This is a genomic window from Acidovorax sp. SUPP2539 (assembly GCF_030158975.1).
In the GTDB taxonomy this organism is placed as follows: domain Bacteria; phylum Pseudomonadota; class Gammaproteobacteria; order Burkholderiales; family Burkholderiaceae_C; genus Paracidovorax.
On the sequence record NZ_BQXJ01000005.1, the window covers coordinates 224,094 to 238,366 of the forward strand.

Genomic DNA, 14,273 nt, shown 5'->3' on the forward strand with positions numbered 1-14,273 from the left:
CGGCCGGGCTGCCCGGCGCGTTATGCACCTTCGCATCCCCTGTCGTCACCCACATTTTCTGTGGATAACTTTGTGGGCAACCGGGCTGCGATGGCCCGCCAAACGGCTCCAGCCCGTGAATTTGACAGATTGATGAAAAATAACGCACCAAAAAAACGTTTGAAATCAAGGGGTTGCACGTATCTGCTAGCGATGCGCGGGGATGGGCGCCTGTGTACAGGGCCAATCAGCCATCCTCGCGCGCTGTGGACTAGTGCCTCCTGGCAATGGCCTGCAACCCCTTGCTCCATCGGTGTCTGAGGCCATGAACCTCGCAACGGCGCCACGTATCTGGCAGGTTGGGGCGCTATGCCGCGCCATTGCTGACACCCTGGAGGCCCGGTTCAATCCCGTGGCCGTGCAGGGCGAGATCACGGGCTTTTCGCGCGCGTCCAGTGGGCATTGCTATTTCACGATCAAGGACGGCCAGGGCCAAATCCGCTGCGCAATGTTCCGCCGTGCCGCCCTGTTGCTCGACTTCGCTCCGCGGGACGGGGAACTGGTCGAGTTGCGCGGCCGCCTGGGGGTATACGAGGCGCGCGGCGATCTGCAGCTCATCGTCGAAAGCATGCAGCGGGCCGGCCAGGGTGCCTTGTTCGAGCAGTTCCTGCGGCTGAAGTCGCAACTGGAGGCCGAAGGGCTTTTCGACAGCGCGCGAAAGCGGCCCTTGCCTTTGATGCCGCGTGGCATCGGCGTGGTCACTTCCCCGGGCGCGGCGGCCCTGCACGACGTGGTGACCGCCCTGCGCCGGCGCGTGCCGCACATTCCGGTCACGCTGGTGCCCGCGCTGGTGCAGGGCGCCAATGCGCCGGCGTCGATGCGGGCCGCGCTGTCCAAGCTCTACGCACTGGTGGACGCGGGCAACGGGGCGCAGGGCACGGCGTCCCCCCAGCCCCCGTGCACCATCGATGTCATCCTTCTGGTGCGGGGTGGCGGGTCCATGGAGGACCTGTGGGCATTCAATGACGAGCAGTTGGCTCGCACCATCGTCCAGAGTCCGGTGCCGTTGGTTTGCGGTGTCGGGCACGAAACCGACTTCACGATTGCCGATTTTTGCGCCGATCTGCGCGCACCGACGCCGACCGCCGCCGCTGAACTCATCTCCCAGCCACGGGCCGTCTGGCTGGGCGCCATCGATCTGTTGGCCGATCGCTTGTCGGACGGTGTTCAGGCGCAGTTCGATGTGCGCCATCAACGCCTGGACCTGGTGGCCCAGCGCCTGGGCCGGCCTTCCGGCCTGGTGGCGCGCCAGCAGACGCGTCTGGCACGGCTGGCGGAGCGCATGCGCCACAGTGTGCTACTGAAAATGCAGCACCTGACTCAACAGCAGCAAGCGCTGGAGGCACAGTTGCCGCAAATCCTCCAGCGGCGAATGGGCCGCCAGTCCGAACGGCTGGACCGTGCGGCGCTGCGCCTGCAGTTGCTGGATCCGCATCTCGTCCTGCAGCGAGGCTATGCACTGCTCACCGATGCGCAAGGCCAGCCGGTGACGAAGGTGGCCCAGGTGCGGCCAGGCGACGCCGTCCGGGCGGCGGTGACCGATGGTGAGATCGATCTGCAGGTGTCACCGCGACGGTTGCTGTGAATGGAGCGGCTGGAGCGCTTTTTCTGCCATTGGCCCTCGCCTACAGCAGGCGCTGCTATTACTTTCTACAATGCCCGTTCGGACCGCGCCAGCCCCTGGAGGGCAGTGGTCCCATTCCAAGAATTTCAACCCACGAAGGACTGCACCATGGAACATACCCTGCCACCGTTGCCCTATGCGATCGACGCACTGGCGCCTCACTACAGCCAGGAAACTCTGGAATACCATCACGGCAAGCACCACAACGCCTACGTGGTGAACCTGAACAATCTGCAAAAGGGCACGGAATTCGAGAGCATGACGCTTGAGGAAATCGTGAAGAAGTCCAGTGGCGGCATCTACAACAACGCAGCCCAGATCTGGAACCACACCTTCTTCTGGAATTGCATGGCTCCCAGCGGCGGCGGCGAGCCGTCCGGCGCCCTGGCCAATGCCATCAACGCCAAGTGGGGCAGCTATGCCGCCTTCAAGGAAGCTTTCGTGAAGAGTGCCGTGGGCAACTTCGGCTCTGGCTGGACGTGGCTCGTGAAGAAGGCCGACGGCAGCGTCGATATCGTGAACACCGGCGCGGCCGGCACCCCGTTGACCACGGCCGACAAGGCCCTGCTGACGGTCGACGTGTGGGAGCACGCGTACTACATCGATTACCGCAACCTGCGCCCCAAGTTCGTCGAAACCTTCTTCGACAAACTGGTGAACTGGAAGTTTGCCGAAAGCAACTTCGCCTGAGCGTTCCGCGCCTAGTAAAAAACGGCCCTTTGGGCCGTTTTTGTTTTTGGCATGCCCTCTTGTCTCTAATGGAGGGCTTGTGGACCTGCTCAGCCGGTCAGCGGCGGGCGAAGGGTGTACCGGACAGTTTGAAGCCCGCCTTGATCCCCTTTTTCGAGAACCAGCCCTGGTTCATTTCCAGCACGTAACGCACCGGCTTTTCCGCGCAGTGTGAATCTTCGGTCTGCGGCTTCATGTCCGCCAGATTGACGATGGTGCCGTCGTCCGCGACGAAAGCGGCGGTCAAGGGCAGGATCGTGTTTTTCATCCAGAAGCACTGGACAGCAGGCGCTTCGAACACGAACAGCATGCCTTCCTGCTGAGGCATCTCCTTGCGATGCATGAGGCCGATCTGCCGCTCTTGCGGAGACGCCGCGACCTGTGCGTCGATGCGGTGCATGCCGGCGCCCAGTTCGACGCGCTGCAGGTTCATCTGGGGCGATTCCTGGGCGCCTGCCGCCGTACAGACGGAGAGGACGAGCGCAGCCAAAAGCGGGGCAAGGGCTTTTTCAGAGCCGTGCGCCCCGCGCACGAGAAGGGATTTCATCATCCGGCTTTCCATAAATGCAATGGGAATCGAAAGGGTAGCAGCCAAAGGCAAAAAAGCCCGCGGAGGCGGGCTTTTTTGGAGGGCGTCGGCACGGGCTTAAGGCCTTGCCGACGATGGTGCTTACTCTTTAGGCAGCCGTCTTGGCGTGCTTCTTGGTGGCCTTTTTGTGGGCGACCTTGTGGGCTGCAGGCTTCTTGGCCTTGGCCTTGGCGTGCGCCTTGGGGGCGGTGGCGGCTGGCTCGGCGCTGGGGGCGGAAGTCACGGCGGGGGTTGCCGGTGCGGCTGGCGTTGCGCCTTGTGCAAAAGCACCAGCGGCGAACAGACCAGCAACCAGGACAGCGAGGAGTTTTTTCATATATGCCAATTCCTTGAAGAGGTTCGGATGGGAGCCGCGCGAAGTGCCGCGAAGCACCTCCACAACGGCGTCGTCACGGAGGCCGTTGACAGGAAATATGTGATTTTTTAAAGGCTTAGAATCGCCGGTTGTACCGCGTTTGCCCAACCAGCTGAAGCCCCTTCATCGTTTCACCGGAGAGACCCGCTCAATGACCAGCTACCAGCACATCAAGGTGCCCGCCGAAGGCCAGAAAATCACCGTCAACGCTGACATGTCGTTGAACGTGCCGGATCAGCCCATCATCCCGTACATCGAGGGCGACGGCACTGGTTTCGATATCACTCCCGTGATGCTGAAGGTCGTGGACGCTGCGGTGGCGAAGGCCTATGGTGGCAAGAAGAAGATCCACTGGATGGAAGTGTTCGCTGGCGAAAAGTCGACCAAGGTCTACGGCCCCGACGTGTGGCTGCCGGAAGAAACGCTGCACGCCGTGCGCGACTACGTGGTTTCCATCAAGGGCCCGTTGACCACCCCCGTGGGCGGTGGCATCCGTTCGCTGAACGTTGCGCTGCGCCAGGAGCTGGACCTGTATGTCTGCCTGCGCCCCATTCAGTATTTCAAGGGCGTGCCTTCGCCGGTCAAGGAGCCCGAAAAGACCAACATGGTGATCTTCCGCGAGAACTCGGAAGACATCTATGCCGGAATCGAGTTCGAGGCCGAGTCCGAAAAGGCCAAGAAACTCATCAAGATCCTGCAGGAAGAATTCGGCGTCAAGAAGATCCGCTTTCCCGACACTTCCGGCATTGGCGTGAAGCCCGTGTCCCGCCAAGGCACCGAGCGCCTGGTGCGCAAGGCGATCCAGTACGCCATCAACAATGACAAGCCCAGCGTGACCATCGTGCACAAGGGCAACATCATGAAGTTCACCGAGGGCGGCTTCCGTGACTGGGCCTACGCGCTGGCTGCGAAGGAGTTCGGCGCCGAACTGATCGATGGTGGCCCCTGGATGAAGTTCAAGAACCCCAAGACGGGCAAGGACATCACCATCAAGGACAGCATTGCGGACGCCTTCCTGCAGCAGATCCTGCTGCGCCCAGCCGAGTACAGCGTGGTGGCAACGCTCAACCTGAACGGCGACTATATCTCGGACGCTCTGGCGGCCCAGGTGGGTGGCATTGGCATCGCTCCTGGCGCCAATCTGTCCGACACGGTGGCGATGTTCGAAGCCACGCACGGCACCGCGCCCAAGTATGCCGGCAAGGACTATGTGAACCCCGGCTCTGAGATCCTGTCGGCCGAAATGATGCTGCGCCACATGGGTTGGACGGAAGCCGCGGACCTGATCATCCGGTCCATCGAGAAATCGATCGCCAGCAAGAAGGTCACCTATGACTTCGCCCGTCTGATGGAAGGCGCGACGCAAGTGAGCTGCTCTGGCTTTGGCCAGGTCATGATCGACAACATGTAATCACGTCAGCGGGTGCCGGGAGGCATCGGCTGGCTGGTGCGGAAACCCTCGAAGTCCTGTTCGGATTTGGAGGGTTTTCTTTTTGGCTAGGGCGCGTTTCTGTCAGATGAATGGCTGGTCCGGTGGCCGGTCAGCGTTTGGCCAGCCGCTGGCCCTGGTTCGGCAGGGATTCCAGCGCCCGCTCGGCATTGACCATCCATGGCTTGCCCACACTTTTTTCGCTGTCCAGCAGGAGGTTCTTGATCGTCGTGATGTCGAGTTGCGGGGCACTGGATTGGAGCAATGCAATCATCCCGCTCACGTGGGCCGCGGCCATCGAAGAGCCTGTGGCGAAGTCGTAGCGCCCCTGGGGTTGCAGCGTGAGCACGTCTTTTCCGGGGGCGGCCAGAACCCCCTTGGCCGCCAGATTGGCGTTGTCGGCCATTCCCACGACGATCACACCGGGCACTCCGGCGGGAAAACCCGTGCGCTCTCCGCTGGACGGAAGCGCTGCGACCACCGCACGGCCTTGTTTGACCAGTTGGCCCAGTAGCGTGCTTAGCAACGGGTCCTCCGGGCCGCCCAGGCTCATGTTGATGGTGCGCGCATCGGACGACATCACGGCCACGAGCGCCTTGGCCAGGGTGAAGGAGTTGCAGCGTGCACCGGCTGCTGGCTGATGCGCCGGATACCAGCAGGCTTTGTAGAGGCTTACCTTCGCCTCGGGCGCGACACCGACGATGCCCTGCAGGTTGTTCCCCACCGCGGCGATGATGCCCGCGACCTGCGTCCCGTGCTGATCTTGCTGAAAGCCCGCGGCATTTTCATCGACGAGGTTGTAGGCGGCATCGATCTGCCCGCGCAACTCCGGATGCTCCGTCTGGGCGCCCGTGTCGATCACGGCAATGTGTGCTCCTTTGCCGGTGCTGAGCTTGTGCGCCCGTGCCACCTGCATGTCCACAAAGCCCTGTTGCAAGGGCATGTAGGGGTCGTTGTAGGCCACGGCCGAAGCCTCCGGCGGGCCTGCGTTGACCGAAAAGTCCTGCAGGGGCTGCGCCAGTTGCACGCGGGCATCGCGCGAAAGCGCGTGCAGCAGCGCTTCGCGGGACGCGGTGGCGCTGATCTCGAACACCACGCAGTGCGCATTCATCGGCGGGATCGGCCAGGCAGTCACTTCCCGCAGGCCGTAGTCCACGGCGATGGCCTGGACTGTCCTTGCCGCACGATTGCCCATGGTGTAGCGCGGTGGGGCGCCATAGCTGGACAGGCTGGTGCCCGCGCGGCCCGGGACATGTTCCAGCGGATTGGGAACCGCCACGATGATGTAGCGGGTGCTGTCGGCGCGCATGCCCGCCTCGCCGGATGGCCGCAGCGTCGTGGCGTCAGGAGGGAGTTCCGCCGGCACGCTGCTGCAACCAGCCAGTGTGCATGCCAGCAGCAAGGCCGCAGTCAGAAGACGGGTGGTCATGGCGGGCCTCCGATGGGTTCGACCATCTGCATTCCCGGGGTGCTGCGCAGCCGCTCCAGGGCCTGGGTATTTGATTGGCGCATGTCTTTCGCGGACACCGCATAGGCCCCCATCGCGTTGGGCCCACTGACCACCTGCAGGTTCAACGAATCCAGCAACGCCTTCCAGTCTGCCAGGGTGATGCGTCCATCGGGAACGACACGGATGGCGTTTGGCTGATCAACGCCCGCAGCGCCCGGGGCGGGAGGGCTGCTCAATGTCTGGAACGCCGATGGTTCCTGTTCGGACAAGCGATGTCCCATGAAGGCCAAGGCAACGGCTTGCAAGACGGCGAAGGTGGCCAGTGCATAGGTGAGCCGGCCACCCTGCCGGTGCGAAACTGCGGCGGGTTTGGGCCGTGGTTGATCGCACAGGGCGTCCAGCTCGATGCGCGCCAGCAGTTTGTCCAGGCCTGCCTGTTCATCGGGCACGCGTGTGGGGGGTAATGCCATGGCGGCCTGCACCTGCTGCTGTGTCTGGAGTTCGTCGCGGCAGTCGGCGCACTGGGCCAGGTGCTTTTCCACTTCCGCGCGCTGTTCATCGCTGGCACGGCCGTTGACGATCCAGGGCAAAGCCTCCTGGGTGAGCAAATGTGAGCGGTCCTGGCTCGGGGAATCTGGGAAACGGGAGGGCATGGTGCAATCCTATTGAGCGATGCTGCGGGTGGCCAAGGCCGGCAGCAAGTTGCGCAGCTTCACGCGCGCGTGGAACATGCGCGCTTTGACCGTTCCGACGGGTGACTGGGTGATGACGGCGATTTCTTCCAGCGAATGCCCGCCTGTATAGGCCAGCTCCAGCACCAGACGCTGGTCCACCGAAAGCCGCTCCATGCCCTTGTCGAGCCAGTTGCGCAACTCCCTTGCTTCGCCAGGGTCCGTGGCCAGATCGGGCTGGACTTCCGGATCATCGTCCGCGACGGACGGCATGTCCGCCCCTCCGTCCTGCCGCAGGGCCTTGAGCCCGCAGCGATAGGCGATGCCCATGATCCAGGTAGAGACTTTCGACTCTTCACGGAAACTGCCCGCTTTCTGCCAGACGATCCAGAAGCAATCGTTGACGATCTCTTCGATCAGGTCGGACCGGCGGGTCAGGCGGGTCAGAAACTGGCAGAGCCGGCGATGGTACGCCCGGTACAACGCTGCCAGCGCCGCGCGATCGCCGGACGCGATGCCATGCAGAAGTTCGAGATCGGCTGAATCGTCAGGAAAGGAGAGGGCAGCCATGGCGTAGAAGCGGGCGGATGGACGTCTTGGAGGGTTGAATCTTGCGACGTGTGTGCCTGCAATGCACCAAAAGGTTGCGGATGCTTCAAAAAGAACGGGCCCACATGAACGACCAATGGCCGGCCGTGTTGCCCGGATACACCGACTGGGCCCGATCGTCGGTCGCCAGATAGCTGAGGGAGGCGCGCCAGGGTCCTTGGCGCCAGGCGGCGCCGACGCTGCCATACGCATACCGGCCTTGCGGGCGAACCTGGGCCAGGCCGATGGTGCCCGTCAAGGAAAATTGCTCGTCGATCGGTAGCCGGCCGCCCAGATCCACCGCCCACCGCATGGGCCGGGCGGCATCCCGGGTGTGGGGATAGTGAAACACCGAGGCACCCGCCGTGATCAGATCGCGGTAACTGAAGCTCAGCGCCGTTTCCAACCGGTCCAGCAACTGGGCGGTTGGATTGTCCGGATAGGCGTAGTACTGGGTGACGGCCTGATATTGCCAGTCATTGGAGAGTACGCCGTCATAGGCGAGGCGGACGATGGCCCGGCCGTAGCGGCGGCCGTTGGTCTGCATCCCCAGCACGGCACCTGCCGACCAGCCCGTCGCATCGTAGAGCGTGATCAGTCCCTGGACGATGGGGCGCCTGATGGGCGTCTGGAAACCCCGTTCGGTCAGGTCGCTGCTGACGGCGATCTCACCGGTGACATCACGGGTCTGTGCGCCGCAGCCGGCTGTCGCTCCCAAAAGGATCCAGGGCAGCAGGCTCCGGGCGGTGCTGTCAGGCCATGCATGTGAAAAAGGCATGACAGCAGTTTAGGCCAGCCTGGCGGGTCAGCGAACGAGGCAAGGGCGCTTGGGATCGAACTTCCAGCCGGTGTGAAGGTACTGCATCGCGATGCTGTCGTCGCGCGCCCCCAGCCCGTGCTGCAGGTAGAGCTGGTGCGCGCGCTCCACGGCCGCCATGTCGAGCTGAACGCCCAGGCCCGGGGTGGTCGGCACGGTCACATGCCCGTCCACGATCTGCAGCGGCGATTGCGTCAGGCCTTGGCCGTCCTGCCAGATCCAGTGGGTATCGATGGCCGTGACCTTGCCGGGAGCCGCGGCCGCCACATGCGTGAACATGGCCAGCGATACGTCGAAATGGTTGTTGGAATGCGAACCCCAGGTCAGGCCCCAGTCGCGGCAGGTCTGGGCCACGCGCACCGAGCCGGCCATGGTCCAGAAGTGCGGGTCGGCCAGCGGAATGTCGACCGACTGGAGCGAGAGCGCATGCACCATCTGGCGCCAGTCGGTGGCCACCATGTTGGTGGCGGTGGGCAGCCCCGTGGCGCGGCGGAACTCGGCCATGATCTCGCGCCCCGAGAAGCCGTCTTCGGCACCGCAGGGGTCTTCCGCATAGGCGAGCACGCCGTGCAGGTCGCGGCACAGGCGCACGGCGTCCTTGAGCAGCCAACCGCCGTTGGGGTCGAGGGTGACGCGCGCCTTGGGAAAGCGCTCGTGCAGCGCCCGGATGGCCAGGACTTCGTCCTCGCCGCGCAGCACGCCCCCCTTGAGCTTGAAGTCGTTGAAACCATAGCGTGCGTGTGCGGCCTCGGCCTGGCGCACGATGGTCTCGGGGGTGAGGGCCTGCAGATGGCGCACACGGCTCCAGTCGCTTTCGGGGGCATCCACATCCTGGGCCCGCACGTAGGGCAGATCGGTTTGGCCGGCATCACCCACGAAGAACAGATAGCCCAGCATTTCCACGCGGTCGCGCTGCTGGCCTTCTCCGAGCAGTGCAGCCACCGGCACGCCCAGGTGCTGGCCCAGCAAGTCGAGCAAGGCCGACTCCACGGCGGTGACGGCATGGATGGCGATGCGCAGGTCGAACGTCTGCAGGCCACGCCCGCCGCTGTCGCGCCCTGCGAGCGCGGCCTGCACCCGCTGCAGCAGCGCCAGATGGTTGCCCACCGGCTGCCCGACGAGCAGGGGCCGGACATCTTCCAGGGCCTGCCGGATCTTTTCGCCACCCGGCACTTCGCCGACTCCGGTGCGCCCGGCACTGTCGGTGAGGATGAACAGGTTGCGCGTGAAGAACGGGGCGTGCGCGCCGCTCAGGTTGAGCAGCATGCCGTCGCGCCCGGCGACCGGAATGACGCGGACTTCGGTGACGGTAGGGGTGTGCATGGCAGTGGGCATGGGTGTAGGCTTCGGAGAGTGGCGGAGCGAAGTGGGTTCAAGCTGTGCCGGTGCCGGGCACCGGGGCGCGGACAGCACCTGTGGCATAGAAGGCGTGCAGGTTGTCCAGCACCATGTCGGCCATGGCGCGGCGGGTTTCATGGGTGGCGCTGGCGGTGTGCGGTGTCAGCACCACGTTGTCCAGCGCCAGAAGCGCGGCTGGTACCGATGGTTCGTTTTCGAATACGTCGAGGCCCGCACCCGCGATGCGGCGTTCTGCCAGAGCGTCGATCAGGGCGGCCTCATCGATCACGCTGCCCCGTGCCACGTTGATCAGAAAACCGCGGGGGCCGAGGGCCTCCAGCACGGCCCGATCGACCAGATGGCGGGTTTCCGCCCCTCCGGCCACGGTCAGCACCAGGTAGTCGGCCCATCGGGCCAGTTCCAGCAACGAGTCGAAATAGGGCAGGGCGGACTGGGCGCTGGGCCGGCGGTTGTGGTAGCCGACCTCCATGCAAAAGCCCGAGGCCCGTTCGGCCACGGCCTGTCCGATGCGGCCCATGCCGACGAGCCCCAACCGCTTGCCGGACACCCGGGTCTGGGGCGCGAACCGGGCGGTGGTCCAGTCGCCGCGCCGCACGAAGCGGTCGCTGGCGCTGACGCCGCGCGACACATCCAGCAGCAGGGCAAAGGCCAGGTCGGCCACGCAATCGTTCAGCACGCCGGGGGTGTAGCCCACCTGGATCCCCCGCGCGCTGGCGGCCGCGATGTCCAGCGCGTCGAAGCCCACGCCGAAGCTGCTGATGACCTGCAAACGCGGCAAGGCGTCGATCACTTCGCGTTTCAGTCCAATGGATGCGGAGGTGACCACGCCGGTGAAATCAGCGCCGCGTTCGGCAAGGAAAGCGGCGGGATCGGGTTGGTCGGACAGGCAAACGATGTCGAACTGCGCAGCCAGGTCAGCTTCGAGCGCCGGCAAGGGCAGGCGGGCGATTTGCAGAAGGCGGGGCCGGGGTGTGGTGCTCATGGGCGGGGATGGTACGGCGGCGCATCCAGGGCCTCGGGTTGCAGGCCGGTGTGAAAGCGGTCGCAGGGAGCAAAAAGGATTCGAAGCCCCACGAGAAAGCCGCACGCGCAGCCCCCTCGTGGGCAGGAATCAGGGCGCTGCGCGGACGGCCTGGCGGGCCAGCAGCTTCCAGTCGGCGCCTTGCTTTTGCCAGACGCCCAGGATCTTGATCTGTACCTTGCCGGGCTTGCCCGAGTCGTTGGTGTCGGCCGTCAGGGTGTGGCGGACGATGGCTACGTCGCCGACCACCTTGATGGTCTGGTCACTGATGACGATGGTGACGAAGTCCGACTTGCCGTCGAGCAGGTCGCTGATGAAGCTGGCCTTGGTGTCCACCCGGCCTCCCGAGTGGCCATAGCTCAGGTCGTCGGCCACGAGCTGATTCAGTGCGGCGGGGGACGGGTCGATCATGGCGATCCGCAGGCGCTCGGCCGCGGTGGCGACCGACTGCGGCGCATCGGTGCCCGCGCCGGCCGGTGCCGTGGCGCAGCCGCCCAGGGCCAGCAGGGTGACGGCCGTGGCCGCGGCCAGGAACAGTTTCTTGTACATCTCTTGTCTCCGTTGTGGTGTGGTTTTATGGATGCCCCGTGCGGATGGCTTGACCCACCGGCGCCCGTGCACGGCCGGGCGCCGGATCTTCAGCCGCGGCGCCTTATTGCGGGCCGAGCTTGTCGATGAGTGCCTTGAGTTCCTGCATTTCGCCGGGCTTGAGGTCGGTGAGCGGGGCGCGCACGGGGCCGGCGTCGTGGCCGACGATCTTCGCGCCGGCCTTGACGATGCTGACGGCATAGCCGGCCATGCGGTTGCGCAGTTCGAGGTAAGGCATGAAGAACTCGCGCAGCAGGTGGTGCTGCGTCGCCAGATCGTCGTTCGCTACGGCCTTGTAGAAGTCCATCGCCGTCTTGGGGATGAAGTTGAACACGGCCGACGAGTACACCGGCGTGCCCAGTGCCTTGTAGGCCGCGGCATATACCTCGGCGGTCGGCAGGCCGCCCAGGTAGGCGAAGCGGTCGCCCATCTTCATGTAGATGGAGTTCATCAGCTCGATGTCGCCCACGCCGTCCTTGAAGCCCACCAGGTTGGCGTTGCGTTCGGCCAGGCGTGCCAGCGTTTCGGGGGTGAAGCGGCTCTGGCCGCGGTTGTAGACGATCACGCCGAACTTCACGCTCTTGCACACCTCTTCGACGTGCGCGGCCAGGCCTTCCTGGCCGGCTTCCGTGAGGTAGTGCGGCAGCAGCAGGATGCCGTGGGCGCCGGCCTTCTCGGCCGCCTGGGCGCACTGGATGGCAAAGCGGGTGGGGCCGCCGGCGCCGGCGATGATCGGCACCTTGCCGCGGCAGGTGTCCACGGCGGTCTTGATGATGCCGGGGTACTCGTCTGCCGTGAGCGAGAAGAACTCACCCGTGCCGCCTGCCGCGAACAAAGCGCTGGCACCGTAGGGGGCCAGCCATTCCAGGCGCTCCGCGTAGCCCTTGGCGTTGAATTGTCCCTGGGCGTCGAAGTCCGTGAGCGGGAACGACAGGAGGCCGGAGCCCATGATGGTCTTGAGTTCTTGAGGTTGCATGGCGGTACGGGGTAGTGGGTGGAAAAAGGGAAAAGTGAAAAATCAGTCGAGCCGGATCTGCGCCGCCGACACCACACTGGCCCAGCGTGCGCGCTCCTTCTCGAAGAACTTGTCCTGCTCGGCGGAGGCCATGGTCACGACCTCGGCGCCCTGGCCCGCGAGGCGGGAGCGGATTTCCGGCGTGCGGATGACGGAGATGAGGGCCGTGTTCAGGCGCTGCACGATCGGATCGGGCGTGCCGCGCGGCACGAGGATGCCTTGCCAGGTGCCGGACTCGAAGCCGGGGATGCCCTGCTCGGCGATGGTGGGTACATCGGCCAATAGCGGCATGCGCGTGGCCTTGGACAGCGCCAGTACCTTGAGCTTGCCGCTCTGCACGTGGGGCAGGGTGGCGAGCATGCCGTTCATCAGCACCTGGGTCTGGCCGGCCATCGTGTCCTGGATGGCGGTCACTCCGCCCTTGTAAGGCACATATTGCCAGCGGGCGCCACTGGCGCGCTCCAGCGCCACGCCGGCCAGGTGCGGTGCGCTGCCCGTGGCGGTGACGGCGAAATTCAGGTCGGCCGTCTTGGACAGGGCGATCAGTTCCTTCAGGTTGTTGGCGGGCACGGACGGGTGCACCACCAGCATGTGCGGCGAGTAGGCCAGCATGGTCGCGCCACGCAGGTCCTTGGAGGGGTTGAATGGCAGCTTGGTATAGACCGAGGGGCTGATGGCCAGCGCCCCCACGTCGCACAGCAGCATGGTGTAGCCGTCGGGCTGCGCCTTGGCGACGAAGTCGGCGCCCAGGTTGCCGTTGGCGCCGGGCTTGTTTTCCACGATGACGTTCTGCTTGAGCATGTCCGACAGCGGCTGGCTGATGGCACGCGCAATGATGTCCGAACTGCCGCCGGGCGGGTAGGGCACGATGAGGCGCAACGTTTTGGTGGGCCAATTGGCGGTCTGGCCCATGGCCGTGGTGCTGGCCAGGGCGGCGGCACCATAGACCATGGCGTGGCGGCGGTTCAAAGTCATTGCATGTCTCCTTGCTTGGGTTGGGTCATTTTTTGTTGTACGTCATCATACAACTTAAAAATAGCAAGGCACAAGCGCCGGAGGATGCTTTTCCGCGGCTCTTCGGGTTAACGATGACCCACACGCCGACCGTTGGGCCAGTGGCTGGGTTTCAGGCTTCGGGTGTGGCGGCAGGGGTTTGTACTTGAGCCGGCGGGGTTTTGGCCGCCTCCTGCGCCAGGCGCAGGCGCTCGCGGCTGTTGGTGAGGTGGATGCGCATGGCCGCGCGCGCGGACTCGGGGTCCTTGCGGGCGATGGCCGAATAGATCTCTTCGTGCTCGCGGTTCACCCGGCTCAGGTATTCGTGGCCCCGCACCGCGTTGCGGATGCCCGAGATGCGGGTGCGCGGAATCAGCGTGGTGCCCAGGTGGTTCATGATGTCGGCGAAGTACGGGTTGCCCGTCGCCTCGGCGATCTGCAGGTGGAAGCGGAAGTCGTGCCCCACCGTGTCGCCGCCCATGGCCACGTTGCGCTCGAAGTCGTCCAGCGCCTGGCGCATGGCCTGCAGGTGCGTTTCGCTGCGGCGCATGGCCGCGAGGCCGGCCGATTCGGTTTCCAGGCTGATGCGCAGCTCCAGCACGGCCAGAACGTCCACCGACGCCGTGAGTTCGGAGGGGTCCAGCCGGAACACGCCGCCGGCGCGCGGTGGCAGCACGAAGGTGCCGATGCCGTGTCGCGTTTCCACGAGGCCGGCGGCCTGCAGCTTGGACAGGGCCTCGCGCACCACGGTGCGGCTCACGTCGTGGGCGCGCATGATTTCCGATTCGGTGGGCAGCTTGTCGCCCGGCGTCAGCAGCCGGTCGCGGATCTTTCCAGAGAAGTCTTCCACCACGGCGTTGGCCAGTCCGCGGGCGCGCCGGACCGGGGCCGGGGACAGGTTCGGGGCCGTTGATTCGGTGGGGGCGGGGTATGCGGGTAATCCCTTTATCGGTGCGGCCATGGCGGTGATGATAATCGCTGAACGTTGTATGACAACATATGACAA

General features: G+C 64.9%; 15 protein-coding genes. 3 read left to right on the forward strand and 12 right to left on the reverse strand.

The window, feature by feature from the left end:
- Window positions 1–304: 304 nt before the first annotated feature.
- Window positions 305–1,624: an exodeoxyribonuclease VII large subunit gene (gene xseA, locus AVTE2539_RS18730; protein WP_284412928.1), complete on the forward strand. Its 1,320-nt coding sequence runs from the start codon at window positions 305–307 to the stop codon at window positions 1,622–1,624.
- Between the two features lie 147 nt (window positions 1,625–1,771).
- Complete coding sequence (locus AVTE2539_RS18735; protein WP_272569080.1) at window positions 1,772–2,353, forward strand: superoxide dismutase; 582 nt, start codon at window positions 1,772–1,774, stop codon at window positions 2,351–2,353.
- 97 nt (window positions 2,354–2,450) lie between these two features.
- On the opposite strand, the gene AVTE2539_RS18740 is transcribed toward AVTE2539_RS18735, so the two are convergent.
- Window positions 2,451–2,939 carry a DUF192 domain-containing protein gene (locus AVTE2539_RS18740; protein WP_284412929.1) on the reverse strand — a complete coding sequence of 163 codons (489 nt, stop codon included), beginning with the start codon at window positions 2,937–2,939 and terminating at the stop codon, window positions 2,451–2,453.
- 130 nt (window positions 2,940–3,069) lie between these two features.
- Window positions 3,070–3,297: a hypothetical protein gene (locus tag AVTE2539_RS18745; RefSeq protein WP_284401218.1), complete on the reverse strand. Its 228-nt coding sequence runs from the start codon at window positions 3,295–3,297 to the stop codon at window positions 3,070–3,072.
- Between the two features lie 190 nt (window positions 3,298–3,487).
- On the opposite strand from AVTE2539_RS18745, the gene icd reads away from it, so the two are divergent.
- Complete coding sequence (gene icd / locus AVTE2539_RS18750; protein ID WP_284412931.1) at window positions 3,488–4,747, forward strand: NADP-dependent isocitrate dehydrogenase; 1,260 nt, start codon at window positions 3,488–3,490, stop codon at window positions 4,745–4,747.
- Between the two features lie 130 nt (window positions 4,748–4,877).
- On the opposite strand, the gene AVTE2539_RS18755 is transcribed toward icd, so the two are convergent.
- From AVTE2539_RS18755 to AVTE2539_RS18800, 10 genes are all read right to left on the reverse strand, one after another.
- Complete coding sequence (locus AVTE2539_RS18755; protein WP_284412933.1) at window positions 4,878–6,194, reverse strand: S8 family serine peptidase; 1,317 nt, start codon at window positions 6,192–6,194, stop codon at window positions 4,878–4,880.
- Window positions 6,191–6,868: an anti-sigma factor family protein gene (locus AVTE2539_RS18760; protein WP_284412935.1), complete on the reverse strand. Its 678-nt coding sequence runs from the start codon at window positions 6,866–6,868 to the stop codon at window positions 6,191–6,193. Before AVTE2539_RS18760 ends, AVTE2539_RS18755 begins: the two co-directional genes overlap by 4 nt.
- A 9-nt stretch (window positions 6,869–6,877) precedes the next feature.
- The gene (locus AVTE2539_RS18765; RefSeq protein ID WP_284401226.1) at window positions 6,878–7,456 is read right to left on the reverse strand and encodes an RNA polymerase sigma factor; all 579 of its coding nucleotides are present in this window, start codon (window positions 7,454–7,456) and stop codon (window positions 6,878–6,880) included.
- Between the two features lie 85 nt (window positions 7,457–7,541).
- Window positions 7,542–8,252 carry a TorF family putative porin gene (locus AVTE2539_RS18770; RefSeq protein WP_284412937.1) on the reverse strand — a complete coding sequence of 237 codons (711 nt, stop codon included), beginning with the start codon at window positions 8,250–8,252 and terminating at the stop codon, window positions 7,542–7,544.
- Window positions 8,253–8,279: 27 nt separating this feature from the next.
- Window positions 8,280–9,614 carry an enolase C-terminal domain-like protein gene (locus AVTE2539_RS18775; RefSeq protein WP_284412940.1) on the reverse strand — a complete coding sequence of 445 codons (1,335 nt, stop codon included), beginning with the start codon at window positions 9,612–9,614 and terminating at the stop codon, window positions 8,280–8,282.
- 49 nt (window positions 9,615–9,663) lie between these two features.
- Complete coding sequence (locus tag AVTE2539_RS18780; RefSeq protein ID WP_284401233.1) at window positions 9,664–10,632, reverse strand: 2-hydroxyacid dehydrogenase; 969 nt, start codon at window positions 10,630–10,632, stop codon at window positions 9,664–9,666.
- 129 nt (window positions 10,633–10,761) lie between these two features.
- Complete coding sequence (locus tag AVTE2539_RS18785; protein ID WP_284401235.1) at window positions 10,762–11,220, reverse strand: nuclear transport factor 2 family protein; 459 nt, start codon at window positions 11,218–11,220, stop codon at window positions 10,762–10,764.
- 103 nt (window positions 11,221–11,323) lie between these two features.
- Window positions 11,324–12,235, reverse strand: coding sequence for a 5-dehydro-4-deoxyglucarate dehydratase (gene kdgD / locus AVTE2539_RS18790; RefSeq protein WP_272569093.1), 912 nt, complete (start codon window positions 12,233–12,235; stop codon window positions 11,324–11,326).
- Between the two features lie 42 nt (window positions 12,236–12,277).
- Window positions 12,278–13,249 (reverse strand): Bug family tripartite tricarboxylate transporter substrate binding protein, encoded by a 972-nt coding sequence (locus tag AVTE2539_RS18795; RefSeq protein WP_284412942.1) that lies wholly within the window; start codon window positions 13,247–13,249, stop codon window positions 12,278–12,280.
- Window positions 13,250–13,400: 151 nt separating this feature from the next.
- Complete coding sequence (locus tag AVTE2539_RS18800) at window positions 13,401–14,228, reverse strand: FadR/GntR family transcriptional regulator (protein ID WP_284412944.1); 828 nt, start codon at window positions 14,226–14,228, stop codon at window positions 13,401–13,403.
- Between the last annotated feature and the right edge of the window lie 45 nt (window positions 14,229–14,273).

Excerpts from the sequence above, each read along its gene's own strand:
- xseA (WP_284412928.1), top strand. The coding sequence starts at position 305 with ATGAACCTCGCAACGGCGCCACGTATCTGGCAGGTTGGGGCGCTATGC.
- AVTE2539_RS18735 (WP_272569080.1), top strand. The coding sequence starts at position 1,772 with ATGGAACATACCCTGCCACCGTTGCCCTATGCGATCGACGCACTGGCG.
- AVTE2539_RS18740 (WP_284412929.1), bottom strand. The coding sequence starts at position 2,939 with ATGAAATCCCTTCTCGTGCGCGGGGCGCACGGCTCTGAAAAAGCCCTT.
- AVTE2539_RS18745 (WP_284401218.1), bottom strand. The coding sequence starts at position 3,297 with ATGAAAAAACTCCTCGCTGTCCTGGTTGCTGGTCTGTTCGCCGCTGGT.
- icd (WP_284412931.1), top strand. The coding sequence starts at position 3,488 with ATGACCAGCTACCAGCACATCAAGGTGCCCGCCGAAGGCCAGAAAATC.
- AVTE2539_RS18755 (WP_284412933.1), bottom strand. The coding sequence starts at position 6,194 with ATGACCACCCGTCTTCTGACTGCGGCCTTGCTGCTGGCATGCACACTG.
- AVTE2539_RS18760 (WP_284412935.1), bottom strand. The coding sequence starts at position 6,868 with ATGCCCTCCCGTTTCCCAGATTCCCCGAGCCAGGACCGCTCACATTTG.
- AVTE2539_RS18765 (WP_284401226.1), bottom strand. The coding sequence starts at position 7,456 with ATGGCTGCCCTCTCCTTTCCTGACGATTCAGCCGATCTCGAACTTCTG.
- AVTE2539_RS18770 (WP_284412937.1), bottom strand. The coding sequence starts at position 8,252 with ATGCCTTTTTCACATGCATGGCCTGACAGCACCGCCCGGAGCCTGCTG.
- AVTE2539_RS18775 (WP_284412940.1), bottom strand. The coding sequence starts at position 9,614 with ATGCACACCCCTACCGTCACCGAAGTCCGCGTCATTCCGGTCGCCGGG.
- AVTE2539_RS18780 (WP_284401233.1), bottom strand. The coding sequence starts at position 10,632 with ATGAGCACCACACCCCGGCCCCGCCTTCTGCAAATCGCCCGCCTGCCC.
- AVTE2539_RS18785 (WP_284401235.1), bottom strand. The coding sequence starts at position 11,220 with ATGTACAAGAAACTGTTCCTGGCCGCGGCCACGGCCGTCACCCTGCTG.
- kdgD (WP_272569093.1), bottom strand. The coding sequence starts at position 12,235 with ATGCAACCTCAAGAACTCAAGACCATCATGGGCTCCGGCCTCCTGTCG.
- AVTE2539_RS18795 (WP_284412942.1), bottom strand. The coding sequence starts at position 13,249 with ATGACTTTGAACCGCCGCCACGCCATGGTCTATGGTGCCGCCGCCCTG.
- AVTE2539_RS18800 (WP_284412944.1), bottom strand. The coding sequence starts at position 14,228 with ATGGCCGCACCGATAAAGGGATTACCCGCATACCCCGCCCCCACCGAA.